Annotated in this window: 14 protein-coding genes and 1 pseudogene; 4 read left to right on the top strand and 11 right to left on the bottom strand. The window is 63.2% G+C overall.

Annotation, left to right across the window (positions count from 1 at the left end):
* Nucleotide 1: 1 nt before the first annotated feature.
* From BC1002_RS24555 to BC1002_RS24590, 8 genes are all read right to left on the bottom strand, one after another.
* A complete protein-coding gene (locus BC1002_RS24555; RefSeq protein WP_049870261.1) occupies nucleotides 2-895 on the bottom strand; it encodes a VOC family protein in 894 nt (297 codons plus the stop codon).
* 95 nt (nucleotides 896-990) lie between these two features.
* Nucleotides 991-1,737: a YoaK family protein gene (locus BC1002_RS24560; RefSeq protein ID WP_013092703.1), complete on the bottom strand. Its 747-nt coding sequence runs from the start codon at nucleotides 1,735-1,737 to the stop codon at nucleotides 991-993.
* The gene (locus tag BC1002_RS24565) at nucleotides 1,719-1,967 is read right to left on the bottom strand and encodes a DUF1427 family protein (protein ID WP_013092704.1); all 249 of its coding nucleotides are present in this window, start codon (nucleotides 1,965-1,967) and stop codon (nucleotides 1,719-1,721) included. The genes BC1002_RS24560 and BC1002_RS24565 overlap by 19 nt, the downstream gene beginning before the upstream one ends.
* Before the next feature lie 59 nt (nucleotides 1,968-2,026).
* Nucleotides 2,027-2,434 carry a BON domain-containing protein gene (locus BC1002_RS24570; RefSeq protein WP_013092705.1) on the bottom strand — a complete coding sequence of 136 codons (408 nt, stop codon included), beginning with the start codon at nucleotides 2,432-2,434 and terminating at the stop codon, nucleotides 2,027-2,029.
* 42 nt (nucleotides 2,435-2,476) lie between these two features.
* On the bottom strand, nucleotides 2,477-2,902 hold the full coding sequence (locus BC1002_RS24575) for a DoxX family protein (protein ID WP_013092706.1): 426 nt from the start codon (nucleotides 2,900-2,902) through the stop codon (nucleotides 2,477-2,479).
* 45 nt (nucleotides 2,903-2,947) lie between these two features.
* Nucleotides 2,948-3,583, bottom strand: a complete 636-nt coding sequence (locus BC1002_RS24580; protein WP_013092691.1) for a hydrolase — start codon at nucleotides 3,581-3,583, stop codon at nucleotides 2,948-2,950.
* Between the two features lie 157 nt (nucleotides 3,584-3,740).
* A complete protein-coding gene (locus BC1002_RS24585) occupies nucleotides 3,741-4,748 on the bottom strand; it encodes an alpha/beta fold hydrolase (RefSeq protein ID WP_013092707.1) in 1,008 nt (335 codons plus the stop codon).
* A gap of 286 nt (nucleotides 4,749-5,034) precedes the next feature.
* Nucleotides 5,035-5,952, bottom strand: coding sequence for a LysR family transcriptional regulator (locus BC1002_RS24590; RefSeq protein ID WP_013092708.1), 918 nt, complete (start codon nucleotides 5,950-5,952; stop codon nucleotides 5,035-5,037).
* A gap of 330 nt (nucleotides 5,953-6,282) precedes the next feature.
* Here BC1002_RS24590 and BC1002_RS24595 point away from each other — a divergent pair, with 330 nt between their 5' ends.
* Nucleotides 6,283-7,497, top strand: a complete 1,215-nt coding sequence (locus BC1002_RS24595; RefSeq protein ID WP_013092709.1) for an MFS transporter — start codon at nucleotides 6,283-6,285, stop codon at nucleotides 7,495-7,497.
* A gap of 134 nt (nucleotides 7,498-7,631) precedes the next feature.
* Here BC1002_RS24595 and BC1002_RS24600 read toward each other — a convergent pair whose 3' ends face one another.
* The 3 genes and pseudogenes from BC1002_RS24600 to BC1002_RS24610 form a co-directional block, all read right to left on the bottom strand.
* The gene (locus tag BC1002_RS24600) at nucleotides 7,632-8,228 is read right to left on the bottom strand and encodes an FMN-dependent NADH-azoreductase (RefSeq protein WP_013092710.1); all 597 of its coding nucleotides are present in this window, start codon (nucleotides 8,226-8,228) and stop codon (nucleotides 7,632-7,634) included.
* A gap of 104 nt (nucleotides 8,229-8,332) precedes the next feature.
* Nucleotides 8,333-9,883, bottom strand: a complete 1,551-nt coding sequence (locus BC1002_RS24605; RefSeq protein ID WP_013092711.1) for a GAF domain-containing sensor histidine kinase — start codon at nucleotides 9,881-9,883, stop codon at nucleotides 8,333-8,335.
* Nucleotides 9,884-9,912: 29 nt separating this feature from the next.
* Nucleotides 9,913-10,491, bottom strand: a pseudogene (locus BC1002_RS24610) (transporter substrate-binding domain-containing protein); the annotation flags it as partial.
* A gap of 258 nt (nucleotides 10,492-10,749) precedes the next feature.
* Between BC1002_RS24610 and BC1002_RS24615 the strand changes: the two are divergent.
* From BC1002_RS24615 to BC1002_RS24625, 3 genes are read left to right on the top strand one after another with little or no spacing between them, the layout of a single operon-like run.
* Nucleotides 10,750-11,331 carry a cytochrome b/b6 domain-containing protein gene (locus BC1002_RS24615; protein ID WP_085954299.1) on the top strand — a complete coding sequence of 194 codons (582 nt, stop codon included), beginning with the start codon at nucleotides 10,750-10,752 and terminating at the stop codon, nucleotides 11,329-11,331.
* Between the two features lie 3 nt (nucleotides 11,332-11,334).
* A complete protein-coding gene (locus BC1002_RS24620; RefSeq protein ID WP_013092714.1) occupies nucleotides 11,335-12,129 on the top strand; it encodes a molybdopterin-dependent oxidoreductase in 795 nt (264 codons plus the stop codon).
* A 49-nt stretch (nucleotides 12,130-12,178) separates the two neighbouring features.
* Entirely contained in the window at nucleotides 12,179-12,793 is a 615-nt protein-coding gene (locus BC1002_RS24625) for a hypothetical protein (RefSeq protein ID WP_013092715.1), read from the top strand.
* The last annotated feature ends 215 nt before the right edge of the window (nucleotides 12,794-13,008 follow it).

The raw sequence follows: 13,008 nt of genomic DNA on the forward strand, positions 1-13,008 counted from the left end.
CTCACTTCGCGCGCTGATGCAGTTCCGCGACATAGCCGCCCGGAAACTCGACCATCGCCGTGCGGCCTTCGACGTTTTGTGCCGACGCCTGTAGCACCTTCACGTTGGCTGCCTGCGCCTTTGCGAGCGTGGCGTCGAGATCGTCCACCTCGTAGCCGGTGGTTTCTCGGCCATACGGGTACGGCAACTTGCCGTCGGTCACGAACACCAGCATGTTGCCGAAGCCTGACCGGATTCGCGCCCGGCGGATCGTCTCGCCCGGCTTGCCGATCTCCGCGCCATCCGCATGGCGGTTATCGGAAACGATCTTGCCGTGCGAGAAGCGCACGAAGCGCTTGATGAAGTCCTGCGCCTGGTACTTCGACACATAGACGCGATTGTCCGGCACGTGTTCGAGCGGCGCATACGATGGCGCCTTGGTGTGCCAGTACAGCTGCATCGTCAGACCGCCCGGCCACTGAATGATCGCGTCCTTGCCGATCGGATCGTCGAACGGTTCGACGACCACGTCCGCGCCAGCTGCGTGCGCGGCACGCACGGCCTTGTCGATATCGGTCACGAGGTAGCCCGTGCGTTCGTTGCCGAACGGGTAAGGAACCGCCGTCTGGAACGCGAATACCGACAGCATGCCCACCGGCGTCTGCACGTATTGCGAAGCGGTTTTGCTCGGCGTGGGCGTGACCGTGAACACCGCGCGCGGCGAGGCCTTGCCGCCGAAGGTCGCGACGAAGCTGCTGACGAATGCGTCGATGTCTTCGTTCGACACATAGACGTGCGTGGTGTCGTATTGCGGACCGACCGACACCACCGGCGCAACCGCCGTCGCCGGTGAAGCGAGCGGATACTGGCCGTCATCGGCGAAAGCCGGCGCACCGGGCAGCGCTGCGCCGAGCATCGCGAGCGCAATGGTTAGGGATCTCAAGGGACGATCGAGACGAATGAGTTTCACGTGAGGTTCCTGTTGAAAAAGAATGCGATCAGCCCGCGGGCTCAGAGCGTGTCTTTCGAATCGGCCTTGCGGCATGCCAGCGCCGCGACCAGAGCAAGCAGCGCGAGCGGCAGCAACAGCGCCCAGAACGACGCGGCGAGCCAGCCCGCCGCCCCTGCGCCCGCACCGGCCGCGAAGGCGAGCACCGGCGGCAGCGTGGTCGCGAGGCGGCCCCGCGCGATCGCGCGTTCGGCCTGACTGGTGCCCGGCGCGAACAGATCGAACACGTCGATCACGGCCTGCGTGACATTGCCGGTCATCACGGTATTGGCGACCACGCTGCGCGCGGTCAGCCGGCCGTGCGCGTTCTGCACGCCCATCGAGGCCGCGCCGAGCAGGCCGCAGGCGATCGTCAGCGGCGCGTCTGCGTTGACGATGGGTACGGCAAAGAGACCCGCGCCCATGAACGCCGCGAGCAAGACGATTTGCAGAAAATAAAGCACGCCCACGCGCACGCCATGCGTGCGCTGACGCAGCCTGTCATCGAGCAGGCGCGCGCCGACGATGCCCGCCACGAAGGCGGGAAACGCGAGCCACTTGATCAGCAGTCCGCTGCCCGCGCCCGCGAGCCCCGAACCAATCAGAATGAAATTGCCGGTGACGTGCGCCGTGAACAGCCCGAACAGCGCGACGAATCCGAGCGTGTCGACATATCCGGCTACGAAAGCGAGCACGGCGTTTTCGCCGCGCAGCGGCTCGAGCGCCGCCTTCGCGGACGCCGAGCCCGCCTCTATGGCTGCTTGCTGCATGACGAGTCGACCTTGTTGGCACACGTGGCGGCAGCCTCGTGCGGCGCGCTCGAAGTTTGCGCCTGCGGTGCGCGCCATTGCGCCTGTACGAATGGAATCGCGTGTTCACCGATCACGATGCCGAGCAGGCCGGCCAGCGCGATCAGCGGCGGTGCGGGCGACTGCACGCGCGCGAAGTAATAGAGCAGACCGACCACGAGGCCCGCTCCCAGCGAGATCAGATATGTCATGTTGCGTTCCTCGTGCTTCGCGTCCGCGCGAGGCGGACGCATGCTATACAGCCGTCGGCTCAATGACCCGCGGTCGCGATGCTCAGACGGTTCGTCACGCCGGTGACGCCCGCGACCTGCTGCGCCTGCTGCTGCGCGAGGTCGATCTGCGCCGCCTCAGGCACCGAACCTTCCAGCGTGATGGCGCCGGACTTCGCGACAACCGTCATGTGCGAAGCGTCCACGCCGCCTGCCTTGACGATCGCCTTGCGCACGTTGGTGGCGAGATGGCGGTCGGCGGCACGCTCGGCCTTCTTTTCGGCCTTGCGCTGTGCCTTGGCCGGATCTTTCGGCGCGGCGGGATGCGCCTGAACAGGCGGTACGTAGGCGATTCCCGCATCGTCGGCGAACACGCTGCCCGCGTAGCCCGCGAACAGAACGATGGCGGCGAGCGCCGCGGCCGGCTTGAGTTTCGAATGCAGTTTCATCGAGTCGATCTCCTTGTTGTTTGGCGAACCCGTGGTCCGCCGCTAAAAGTTTGACGTGCGCGCGTCCGCGGGAACGTCCCGGTTCAACGTGATCCGGTAGCGCCCCGGTCCGCCGATCGCGACCGTGGCGAACAGGATCAGCAGCATCCACGCGAACTGAGCCTGCTCGAGACTCCAATCCGGATGTACGAGCGTGAGCGCCACCACGGTGACGACCAGAACCGGCAGTGCGGCGAGCCGCGTGAAAAGGCCGACGATCATCAGCACCGGACACACGACCTCCGCGAAGATCGCGAAGGCCAGCGTGAAGGCGCTGCCCAGGTGCAGCGGGTCCTCGATCACGCCGAGCTGCGCCCTGATGTGCAACATCTTTGGCAAGCCGTGCACGATCAGCAGAAGCACGCTCGCGCTAACGCGCAAAAACAGCAGCGCGACATCGGCGGCGTTGGAAGTATCAGGACGTTTCATCGTAGTTTTCATCGCAGGTCTGCGCGGCCCGGAACGCGAAGCAGCTCAAGCCGCTTCGCTCGCGTGTTCGCCGAGGATCTGCTTCGCGTAACGCACGCCGATGCCGTACGCGCTGTGCGCCTTGAAGATGTCCATGCAGCCTTCGTAGGTCTCGCCGCGGGCCCAGTCGCGTTGCAGTTCGCACATGAACTGCAGCGAGGTCATCGGCACCGCGCCGGCCTGGATCACGCGTTGAATCGCGCGCTCGTGCGCTTCTTCGGTGATGTCGCCGCAAGCGTCGGTCGGCACGTAGATCTCAAAGCCTTCCGCGAGCATCTGAACGGTCGGGAATGCCACGCACACTTCCGTCCACAGACCGGCGATCACGATCTTCTTGCGGCCCGTGGCCTTGATCGCCGCGCGGAAACCCGCGTCTTCCCACGAGTTCATCGAGGTGCGATCGACCGGCTTGATCTGCGGGAACACCTGCTGCACTTCGGGCAGCAGGTGGCCGCTGAACGAGTCCGCGGCGATCGTCGTGAGGACCGTCGGCACCTTGAACAGCCTGGCGGCCTTCGCGAGGATCTGCACGTTGTGCAGCACGGTGGTGCGCTCGTGCGAGTGCGTGCCGAAGAACATCTGCGGCTGGTGGTCGATCAGCGCGAGCGCGCAGTTCTCGGGGGTCAGCAGTTCAAAAGCCATGGTTGCTCCAGTGAGGTACGGGTATGGACACGCGATGCCGCGCGCAGCGGTCATCGAACGCGTGCAGATTACGGATCGCGCGCCTTAAAGTCCTTGGGAAAACCTGAAGCGTTATGAACGCTTCAGGTCAGCCGAGGCGAGCGCGCGAGAGTGGGCTTCAGCCCTTGAGGAAGGCGAGCAGGTCGGCGTTGACCTGGTCGACGTGCGTGCTGCACATGCCGTGCGGAGCGCCCGCATAGACCTTCAGCGTGGCGTTCTTGACGATCTTCGCGGAGAGCTTCGCGGAATCGTCGATCGGCACGATCTGGTCGTCATCGCCGTGCAGGATCAGCGTGGGCACGCTGATCTTCTTCAGGTCTTCGGTGTAGTCGACTTCCGAGAACTGCTTGATGCACTCGTACTGGCCTTTGATCGAACCGGCCATGCCCTGGCGCCAGAAGTCCTGCACGAGGCCTTGCGAGACCTTTGCGTTGGGACGGTTAAAGCCGTAGAACGGCGTGGCCAGGTCCAGATAGAACTGCGAGCGGTTCGCGGCCACGCCCGCGCGGATGCCGTCGAACACCGACATCGGCAGACCGTTCGGGTTGTTCGCGGACTTCACCATCTGCGGCGGCACCGCGCCGATCAGCACAGCTTTGGCAACACGCTTCTCGCCATGGCGACCGATGTAGTGCGCCACTTCGCCGCCGCCCGTGGAGTGACCGACCAGCATCGCGCCCTTCACATCGAGCGCGTCGAGCACGGCGGCCAGATCATCGGCGTAGGTGTCCATGTCGTTGCCCTCGGAGGGCTGGCCCGAGCGGCCATGGCCGCGGCGGTCGTGCGCGATCACGCGGTAGCCCTGATTCACCAGGAACAGCATCTGGGCGTCCCACGCGTCGGCGCTCAGCGGCCAGCCGTGCGAGAAGACCACCGGCGTACCGGTGCCCCAGTCCTTGAAGTAGATCGGCGTGCCGTCCTTGGCATTCACATAGCCGCCGCCATGATGATGGCCCGTGCCATGAGCGTGCGATGCGCCCGCCGCACCCGCGTTGCTTGCCGCGCCAGCCGCGTTGGCGGAAAAGCTGGCCATGGCCGCCGCGGCACCCGCCATGCCGGCGCCGGCGGAAAGCAGGCGGCGGCGTGTGGCCGAAGGAATGGACTGTTCGATGTTCTGCGTATTCATGGTGCTTCTCCGTCGTTGCATCGCTAGGCGTGTGGTTAGCGATGAGGTTCGCATTTGCGTGGAAAGCGACGCGGCGCGGACCTGACTGGGTCGAGGAGCGCCGCATGCAGGACGAAGCTTAAGAACGCGACTCTTCAAAGTCCTTGTGGCGATCTGAAGAGTTCTGAAAATGCGAAGACGCGCGGAGAATGCATCGAAGGTGCGACGACTCTAACTTTTGTCATCGCATGGAAATATTTTTGCGGGTGAGAGCCGACTGGCGGCTGTGAACTCACCACCGGTGCGGCTAGACGGGGTGCTGCCCGATGCGCGCTTCAAGAAACTGCAACAAGGCCCGCACTTTCGTCGAATGCCTGCGATTGGGCAGGTATGCCGCATGGACCACGACATCGCCGCTCTGCGGCGTCACCTTCCAGTCAGCGAAGCATCGCATCAGGCGGCCGGAATCGATGTGTTCGTTCACCAGCCAGTCGGGCAATAGTGCGAACCCCTGCTCCGCCAGGACTGCTTGAAGGAGCATATCGAGACTGTTCGATATCAGTCGCCCGCGCACGTTGACCTTTTCAATTTCCTCCCCGCGCGTGAACGTCCAGATCTGGCGTGCCCGATAGCTTCCGCCATAGGCGATGCGCAGACATTCGTGTTCGGCGAGGTCGGCTGGCTCCTCGGGCATTCCCGCCTTTTTCAGGTACTCGTGGGCCGCAACCACGAAGCGCGGGTTGTCGGCCATCTTCCTGACGATGAGATTCGGATCGCCGCTGGGCAGCCCGATCCGCACAGCCACGTCGATGCGATCGAGCGCGAGATCCACGAAATGATCCGCAACCACGACGTCCAGCGCAACGCGAGGATATTCACGCAGGAAAGCGGCGAGATGCGGCGCAAGCACGATGCGGTTGTACGTGGACGGCACCGTTACGCGCAATGCGCCAACCGGCGCCGCGCCGCTGTCCAGCACGCTTTCGTCGGCCTCGGCAAGCTCGTCGAGCAGCCTGGAAATCTGTTCGACATACGTCGCGCCAGCATCGGTCAGGCTGACACGCCGCGGTGTTCGCGTCAGCAGCGCGGTGCCGAGCGAGTCTTCGAGTGCGTCCATCAAACGCGTGACCGACGAGGTTGCCACGCCCAGACGCTGGGCGGCTTTCGCGAAGCCGCCGGCATCAGCCACTTCGAGCAGGGTGTTGAGGGCGAGCAATTTGTCCATGCGGGGGATTATGCCAGCGGGAATCGGGCAGTTCGCACTCTGCGCGCCTTCATAAAGCACAAGGCTTAATGGCGGGCTCAGGACTTTTCAGGTGCGTGATGGCAGCCTACCGTCATCACGACCTTGGCTGTCGAGCGCCGCTCCTCGCGTTGCGTGGCGCGCAACGGGGGATTGCGCGCCGATCGTATTCCGCATGCACCGGCTCGCGCCTAACCTTGGTGCAGTCGCGAACACCAGTTTCGCTGTCGCACAACCGGACGCCAATTCGCGGACTGCATAGCAAGTTGAAAAACCCAGTCGTTAAATACTTTCCTCGCTCAAGGAGCCATCATGTCCACTCCCTCGCGCACGCTCGGCGGCAACGAGCGGCCCGTCAAGCTCACCCAGGGACTCATTGCACTATTCGCATTCAGTTGCGGCGCGATCGTTGCAAACCTGTACTACGCGCAGCCGATTACCGAGCTGATCGGTCCGGCGCTGCACATGTCCGGTGGCACGGCGAGCCTGATCGTTTCGCTCACGCAGATCGGCTACGCACTTGGTCTGTTTTTCATCGTGCCCTTGGGCGACCTGCTCGAGAACCGCAAGCTGATGATTACGACTGCAGTCGTGTCGATCGCGAGTCTCGCCGCCGCATCGCTGATGAACACGCCCAGCTGGTTTCTGCTAATGTCGCTGCTGATCGGCTTCAGTTCCGTGGCCGTGCAGATCCTGATCCCGCTCGCGGCACACCTTGCCCCTGATCATTCCCGCGGCCGTATCGTCGGTACGATCATGGGCGGTCTGCTTCTCGGCATCCTGCTGTCCCGACCGCTGTCGAGCATCGTCGCGGATCACTTCGGCTGGCGCGTCGTGTTTGCCGCGGCCGCAGTCGTGATGGCGCTCGTGACGACCGTGCTCGCGCTGACGATTCCGCGCCGGCAACCGGACCATAGCGCCACGTATTTCGAGCTGATCGGCTCGCTGCTGGTGCTGGTGCGAACCATGCCTGTACTGCGCCATCGTGCGCTCTATCAAGGTTTGATGTTCGCGTCGTTCAGCCTTTTCTGGACTGCGGTTCCGGTTGAGCTCACGCGCCAGTACGGCCTGTCACAGACGGCGATCGCGCTGTTCTCACTGGTTGGCGCAATCGGTGCGACATCGGCACCCGTCGCAGGCCGCCTCGCGGACGCGGGACACTCCATTCGCGCTACTTCTGTGGCGCTGATCGTGGCCGCGTTGTGTTATCTGCCGGCACTCGTTCATCCCGCGTCCGGAGTTTTCGGCCTCGTGGTTACCGGGATTGCACTCGACTTCGCTGTGCAGATGAACATGGTGCTCGGCCAGCGAGAGATCTACGCGCTGCACGCGGCAAGCCGCAACCGCCTCAACGCGCTGTACATGACGAGCATCTTCGTTGGCGGCGCGATCGGGTCCGCGCTTGCGAGCACGCTCTACGAGCGCGGTGGGTGGCCGCTGGTCGCTGGCGTTGCCCTTGCATTCCCGCTGGTTGCGTTCGTCCACTTCCTGCTGATCGGACGGCCGTACGCTCTCAACAAGCGCTAGACCCACGCGCGCTTCGCCAGGGCCGCCCTGGCAGCGCACCAATGACAAAACGCCACGGAAATCGCTTTTCGTGGCGTTTCTCTTTGTACCTTGTGCGCGTTGCCCTACCGGGGCGACGACGCATCGAGTGAGACTTACACTGCCGCAATCGCCTCACGTGCGCTCGCGAGCGCGGCGCCGGCCGCATCCGGACCCATCGCCAGGCCTTCGGCATAGATGAAGCTCACGTCGGTCATGCCGAGGAAGCCGAGAAACGACTTCAGATACGGCGTCTGGGTATCGTTCGGCGTGCCTTGATACTTGCCGCCACGCGCCGAAACCACGAACACTTTCTTGCCCTTCACCAGACCTTCCGGACCGTTCTCGGTGTAGCGGAACGTGATGCCGGCGCGAGCGATCCAGTCGAAGTAAGTCTTCAACTGCGACGAGATGCCAAAGTTATACAGCGGTGCACCGATCACGATGATATCCGCGGCCTGCAGTTCCGCGATCAGCCCTTCGCTGCGCGCGTTGATCGCCTCCTGCTCGGGGTTACGCTGGTCGGCCGGCGTGAAGAACGTACCGAGGATGGCGTCGTCCAGGTGCGGCAGCGGCTCCGCTTGCAGGTTGCGCGTGACGACGGTCGCGCCTGCGTTCGACTGTTGCAGACGCGCCGTCAGTTCGTTGACGAGCAGCGTCGACTGGGCGCCTTGCGAGCGGGCGGCGGAATTGATTTGGAGGATCGTGGCCATGTTGGCTCCTTCGGGTTTCGGTTTTATCGGTTACGCAAGCTTGCGCGGTGAAGAATGTTTGCCCGAATGCACCCTGTCGGCAACTGAAGCGTTATTAATTAAATTTAATCTGCGTCTGTCGCATCAGTCGATTGAGCCTCCCGCGACGAAACGGCAGGTCGCTGGGGCACCGTAAACTGAATGACCGCGCCGCGCGGCGAAGATTCAGTAGCCCACAACCGCCCGCCATGGGCGTCGATGATCGAACGGCAGATCGAAAGTCCCATCCCCAAGCCGGTCGCCTTCGTGGTGTAGAACGCCGTGAACGCGTGTTCGGTACCGTTCGGGCCAAAGCCCGGTCCCGAGTCGCGCACGGTCACGAGCACGCAGGCGCCTTCGGTCTCGGTCGTGCTGATGCAAACCTGCCGTACCCCATCGATACCGTTCAATGCTTCCAGCGCATTGATAATCAGATTGAGCAAGACCTGCTGCAATTCCACCCGGTCGCCTTCAACGAACGGCAACCCCTCCGCGAGTTGCGTCTCCAGCTGGGCACCACTCTTTCTTGCTTCGCCCTGGACCAGGTCGGCGATCTCACGGATGACCTCGTTGATATCCACCGGCTCCTTTCTCCGTGGCGCCTTCCTCACCAGCTGTCGGATTCGGCCGAGCACGTCCGCGGCGCGATTGGCGCCGCCGACGATACTGTCGAGCGCGCGGCTGGCCTCGTCGATGTCGGCGGGCTCGCGGTCGAGCCATCGCAACGCGGCCTCGGCGCTGATCACCGTCGAGGCGATCGGCTGACTGAGTTCATGAGCAATCGAGGCCGCGAGTTGCCCCATGGTCGCAACGCGGTTCGCATGCGCCAGTTCGGCCTGCACCTCGCGATAGCGCTCTTCGCTCTCGCGGACTTTCTTTTCCGCCTGCTTCTGCTCGGTCAGGTCGAGCACAAAGGCGACGCCTTTCCGGCCGTTTGCGTCGGAGGCGGCAAAGCCGACGATGACGGGTACGCGGCCGCCGTCCTTCCTGACGTATTCCATCTCGAATGGCTTGGTGCGACCGGTTTCTGCCAATTCGATCCGCGCGCGGATGGCGTCGTCATGCTTTTCCGGCGCCGTCAGATCCACACAGCGCACGCGGCCCGCGACGAGATCGTCGCGCCCGTAGCCCACCATGCGCAGAAACACGTCATTGGCTTCGAGGATGTTCCCATCGGCATCCCAGACATTGAATCCGATGATGTTGGCATCGACCAGACGCCGCATCTTTGCCTCGCTCTCCGCGACGTCGCGATACAAACGGGCATTTTCGAGCGAAACTGCAGCCTGCGAGGCCATGATCTTCAGCACAGCGATCCCGCCGGGACTGAACCCGCGGGCAATGCGATTGTTCTCGAGGTAGAGCGCACCCATCGGCTTTGCGCCATTCCTCAGGGGCAGGCACAGAATGGAACGCGCGCGATGTTCGCCGACATAGGGGTCTGTGGCAGACATCGGCTCGGCTGAAGCGTCGTCGAGAATCGTAGTCTCGCCCGTACGCAACACGTGGTACAGGACCGACTCCGGCAACATCGTCGCGTTGACCGGCGCGTCGGATAGCTGCAGACGGACCGCATCGCCGGCCGTGGTGGCTTCCGCAGCAACCCGATGCGTACGCCCATCCGACAGGATCAGCAACCCCCTTTCGGCGCCCGCCTGCGAGCGCGCTGAACTGCCGCAAGCCGTGCATGATCTCGATCTTCTGCATGAATGCGCTCCCGTGAGCGCGCATCATCGTGCATCGCCGCATCGACGCGTCCTGTCTGCAACTCCAGATACGCGTTGTCGATGGTCGGGAACTGGCGCAGACCGGTGCCCGCGAAGTGTGCCTTCGCGTAATCCGCCGCCGACGTCCCCGTCTTGATTGCGAGCGACTTGCCCTTCAGGTCGTCCTGGCCCCTGATCGCGCTGGTGGCCGGGACCATCAGCGTGAAGCCGCTGTCGTAGCAGCCATCGGGGAAATCGATCACTTTCTTGCGCTCGTCCTTGATCGTGATGCCCGCGAGCGCGACGTCGACGTTATGGGTTTGCAGCGCCGGCAGGATGCTGCTGAAGTCCATCGGCTGCAGCTTGTAGTCGAGCTTCAGGTCCTTCGCGATGGGCACGAAGGCCGTGTCGCAGGCGACCAGCAAGGTCTCGGCCCGCGCGGCATGACCGAGGACGGAAACGGCGACGAGTGCAGCCGCGGCGAATTTTGTATACCCCGATAGGAGACGTCGGACGGAAGGCGCGGGGAGCCGAAGCATGTCTTTGCGCCGAAGCGCATTTGCCCGACGCAATAGGGCATGCGGGATGCTGCGAATGCTCTGGGGCTGGACGGTTTTCGCGCGCGGCGGGTGTCGCCATTGAAAGTGGATTGCAAGGGAAAAATCTTCAGGCGCGACGGAATAAAGGTCGATCAATCGCGTTAGCCCTTGTGTTGCAGTGGCAGCCTGACGATCGGTGCGCGATTCGGCGCTACTGGAATGAATGCCACCGAAGCTGGAGTGATTTTGAGTCACAACATGGTTCAACCCGGCTGGGTACGGATCACACACTGGATCAATGCTGTCGCGGTCGTGCTGATGGTCATGAGCGGCTGGCAGATTTACGATGCGTCGCCAATCTTTCCAGCCATTCAGTTTCCACCTTCGATCACACTTGGCGGTTGGCTCGCCGGAGCGCTGCTATGGCATTTCGCCGTGATGTGGCTGCTGGTCGCCAATTTCCTGATCTATCTCGCGCTGAATCTGGCGTCCGGACGCTTTCGACGCAAGCTGCTGCCCGTCAGGCCGAAAGAGCTGGCCGCCGATCTGGTCGCCGCGCTGCGCGGGCGCCTGAAACACGACGACCTCGCGCACTACAACTCGGTGCAGAAGCTCGCTTATCTCGTCGTGATCGCCGACATCGTGCTGATCGTGTTGTCGGGGCTCGTCATATGGAAGTCGGTGCAGTTCCCGCTGCTGCGCACGCTGATGGGCGGATATGACAATGCGCGCGTCGTGCACTTCGTATGCATGAGCGTACTGGTGGCGTTTTTCATCGTTCACGTCGCGATGGTCGCGCTCGTGCCGCGCTCGCTGCTGCTGATGATACGGGGACGGTAAATCATGACGATCCGAAAACGCACCGCGCAACCAGTCACTTTTCTCGCGACGCATGGCGAATCGATCATCCATGACGCACAGCGCGAACTCAAATCGCCCGCGCGCCGCCTGTTCGGCCGGCGGCTGCTGACGCTGGGCGGCATCGCGATGCTGTCCGGATGCGATCTGACCAACGACAAATCGGTGGACACCGCGCTGCGCCGCATCTCGTTCTTCAACGACCGCGTGCAGGCGCTGCTGTTCGATCCGAACAAGCTGGCGCCCACGTATCCCGAGTCGATGATCACGCGGCCGTTTCCGTTCAACGCGTTCTATGAGATCGACGATGTACCCGAGATCGATGCCGCGACCTACCGTCTGCAGGTCAACGGTCTCGCGCACCGCAAGCGCACCTGGTCGCTCGACGAACTGCACGCGCTGCCGCAGGAAAGCCAGATCACGCGTCTTGTCTGCGTCGAAGGATGGAGCGCGATCGGCCGCTGGGGCGGCGTGCGCTTTTCCGAATTCCTGCGTCGCGCGGGGGCGGACACGAGCGCGAAGTACGTGTCGCTGCATTGCGCGGACTACAACTACTGGACCAGCATCGACATGCCCACAGCGCTCCACCCGCAGACGCTGCTCACGCTGACTTACGACGGTGACGTGCTGCCTCCGAAGTATGGCTTTCCGATGAAGCTGCGCGTGCCGACCAAGCTCGGCTTCAAGAATCCCAAGCATGTCGTCGCTATCGAAATCACGAACCGGTATCCGGGCGGCTATTGGGAGAACCAGGGCTACAACTGGTTCAGCGGCTCGTGAGGCAATGATGTCTTCCCCCCGTCCTTCAACCATCTAGTTGGGAGGTTCTATGACACTCCGCATCAAACTTGGCGCAGCCTTTATGGCTGCAGCGTTCGCGAGCGCTGCTTTCGCACAGGCGCCCGCCACGACGCCCACGCGCATCCGTGGCGAAATCGTGTCGCAAAACGGTGACACGCTCAAGGTCCATCGTCGCAGCGGCGATACCGTGTCGGTCGATGTGAAGCCGGATGTGCGCGTTTCGGCTGTGAAAACGATGCAGCTATCGGATATCAAGCCGGGTACGTTCATTGGCACGGCTGCAACTACCGGCAACGACGGCAAGCTGACAGCAACGGAAGTGGTGGTGTTCCCCGAGTCCGCGCGCGGCACGGGTGAAGGGCATTACGCGTGGGACCTGGGCCCGAAGAGTTCGATGACCAACGCGAACGTCGACTCCGTCGTGCAGAGCACTAACGGCCGCGACCTGAAGCTGTCGTACAAAGGCGGCAGCAATGTGGTGACGGTGCCGCCAAACGTGCCCATCGTCACGTTCACGCCCGCGGAGCGCAGCGATCTTACGACCGGCAAGAAGGTGTTCATTGTCGCAACGCCCGCGTCGCAGGGAAGTTACGTTGCGCAACGTGTCGTGGTCGAAAAGGACGGCGTGGTACCGCCGATGTGAACGCTGATCTTCGGCTCGGAGAGCGCCACGCTCGGCTCATATGTTGACGTGGCGCGTGCCGACTGCGTTCGCATACCCAACCAGAATGATCTCACTGGCGTGGCGCAGATAGGCGACGGCCTTCACCGTCCGGCAAGATCCTGGCTCGCCCGAAGCCGCCACGCGCCGATGAGCGACCGATCTCCGAATTATTTTCCCCACTCCATTCCCGATAT

This window comes from Paraburkholderia atlantica (assembly GCF_000092885.1).
Taxonomy (GTDB): Bacteria; Pseudomonadota; Gammaproteobacteria; order Burkholderiales; family Burkholderiaceae; genus Paraburkholderia; species Paraburkholderia atlantica.

What these genes read in the sequence shown, in the direction of transcription:
- BC1002_RS24555 (WP_049870261.1), bottom strand. Translation starts at nt 895, where the DNA reads ATGCTCGGCGCAGCGCTGCCCGGTGCGCCGGCTTTCGCCGATGACGGC.
- BC1002_RS24560 (WP_013092703.1), bottom strand. Translation starts at nt 1,737, where the DNA reads ATGCAGCAAGCAGCCATAGAGGCGGGCTCGGCGTCCGCGAAGGCGGCG.
- BC1002_RS24565 (WP_013092704.1), bottom strand. Translation starts at nt 1,967, where the DNA reads ATGACATATCTGATCTCGCTGGGAGCGGGCCTCGTGGTCGGTCTGCTC.
- BC1002_RS24570 (WP_013092705.1), bottom strand. Translation starts at nt 2,434, where the DNA reads ATGAAACTGCATTCGAAACTCAAGCCGGCCGCGGCGCTCGCCGCCATC.
- BC1002_RS24575 (WP_013092706.1), bottom strand. Translation starts at nt 2,902, where the DNA reads ATGAAACGTCCTGATACTTCCAACGCCGCCGATGTCGCGCTGCTGTTT.
- BC1002_RS24580 (WP_013092691.1), bottom strand. Translation starts at nt 3,583, where the DNA reads ATGGCTTTTGAACTGCTGACCCCCGAGAACTGCGCGCTCGCGCTGATC.
- BC1002_RS24585 (WP_013092707.1), bottom strand. Translation starts at nt 4,748, where the DNA reads ATGAATACGCAGAACATCGAACAGTCCATTCCTTCGGCCACACGCCGC.
- BC1002_RS24590 (WP_013092708.1), bottom strand. Translation starts at nt 5,952, where the DNA reads ATGGACAAATTGCTCGCCCTCAACACCCTGCTCGAAGTGGCTGATGCC.
- BC1002_RS24595 (WP_013092709.1), top strand. Translation starts at nt 6,283, where the DNA reads ATGTCCACTCCCTCGCGCACGCTCGGCGGCAACGAGCGGCCCGTCAAG.
- BC1002_RS24600 (WP_013092710.1), bottom strand. Translation starts at nt 8,228, where the DNA reads ATGGCCACGATCCTCCAAATCAATTCCGCCGCCCGCTCGCAAGGCGCC.
- BC1002_RS24615 (WP_085954299.1), top strand. Translation starts at nt 10,750, where the DNA reads ATGGTTCAACCCGGCTGGGTACGGATCACACACTGGATCAATGCTGTC.
- BC1002_RS24620 (WP_013092714.1), top strand. Translation starts at nt 11,335, where the DNA reads ATGACGATCCGAAAACGCACCGCGCAACCAGTCACTTTTCTCGCGACG.
- BC1002_RS24625 (WP_013092715.1), top strand. Translation starts at nt 12,179, where the DNA reads ATGACACTCCGCATCAAACTTGGCGCAGCCTTTATGGCTGCAGCGTTC.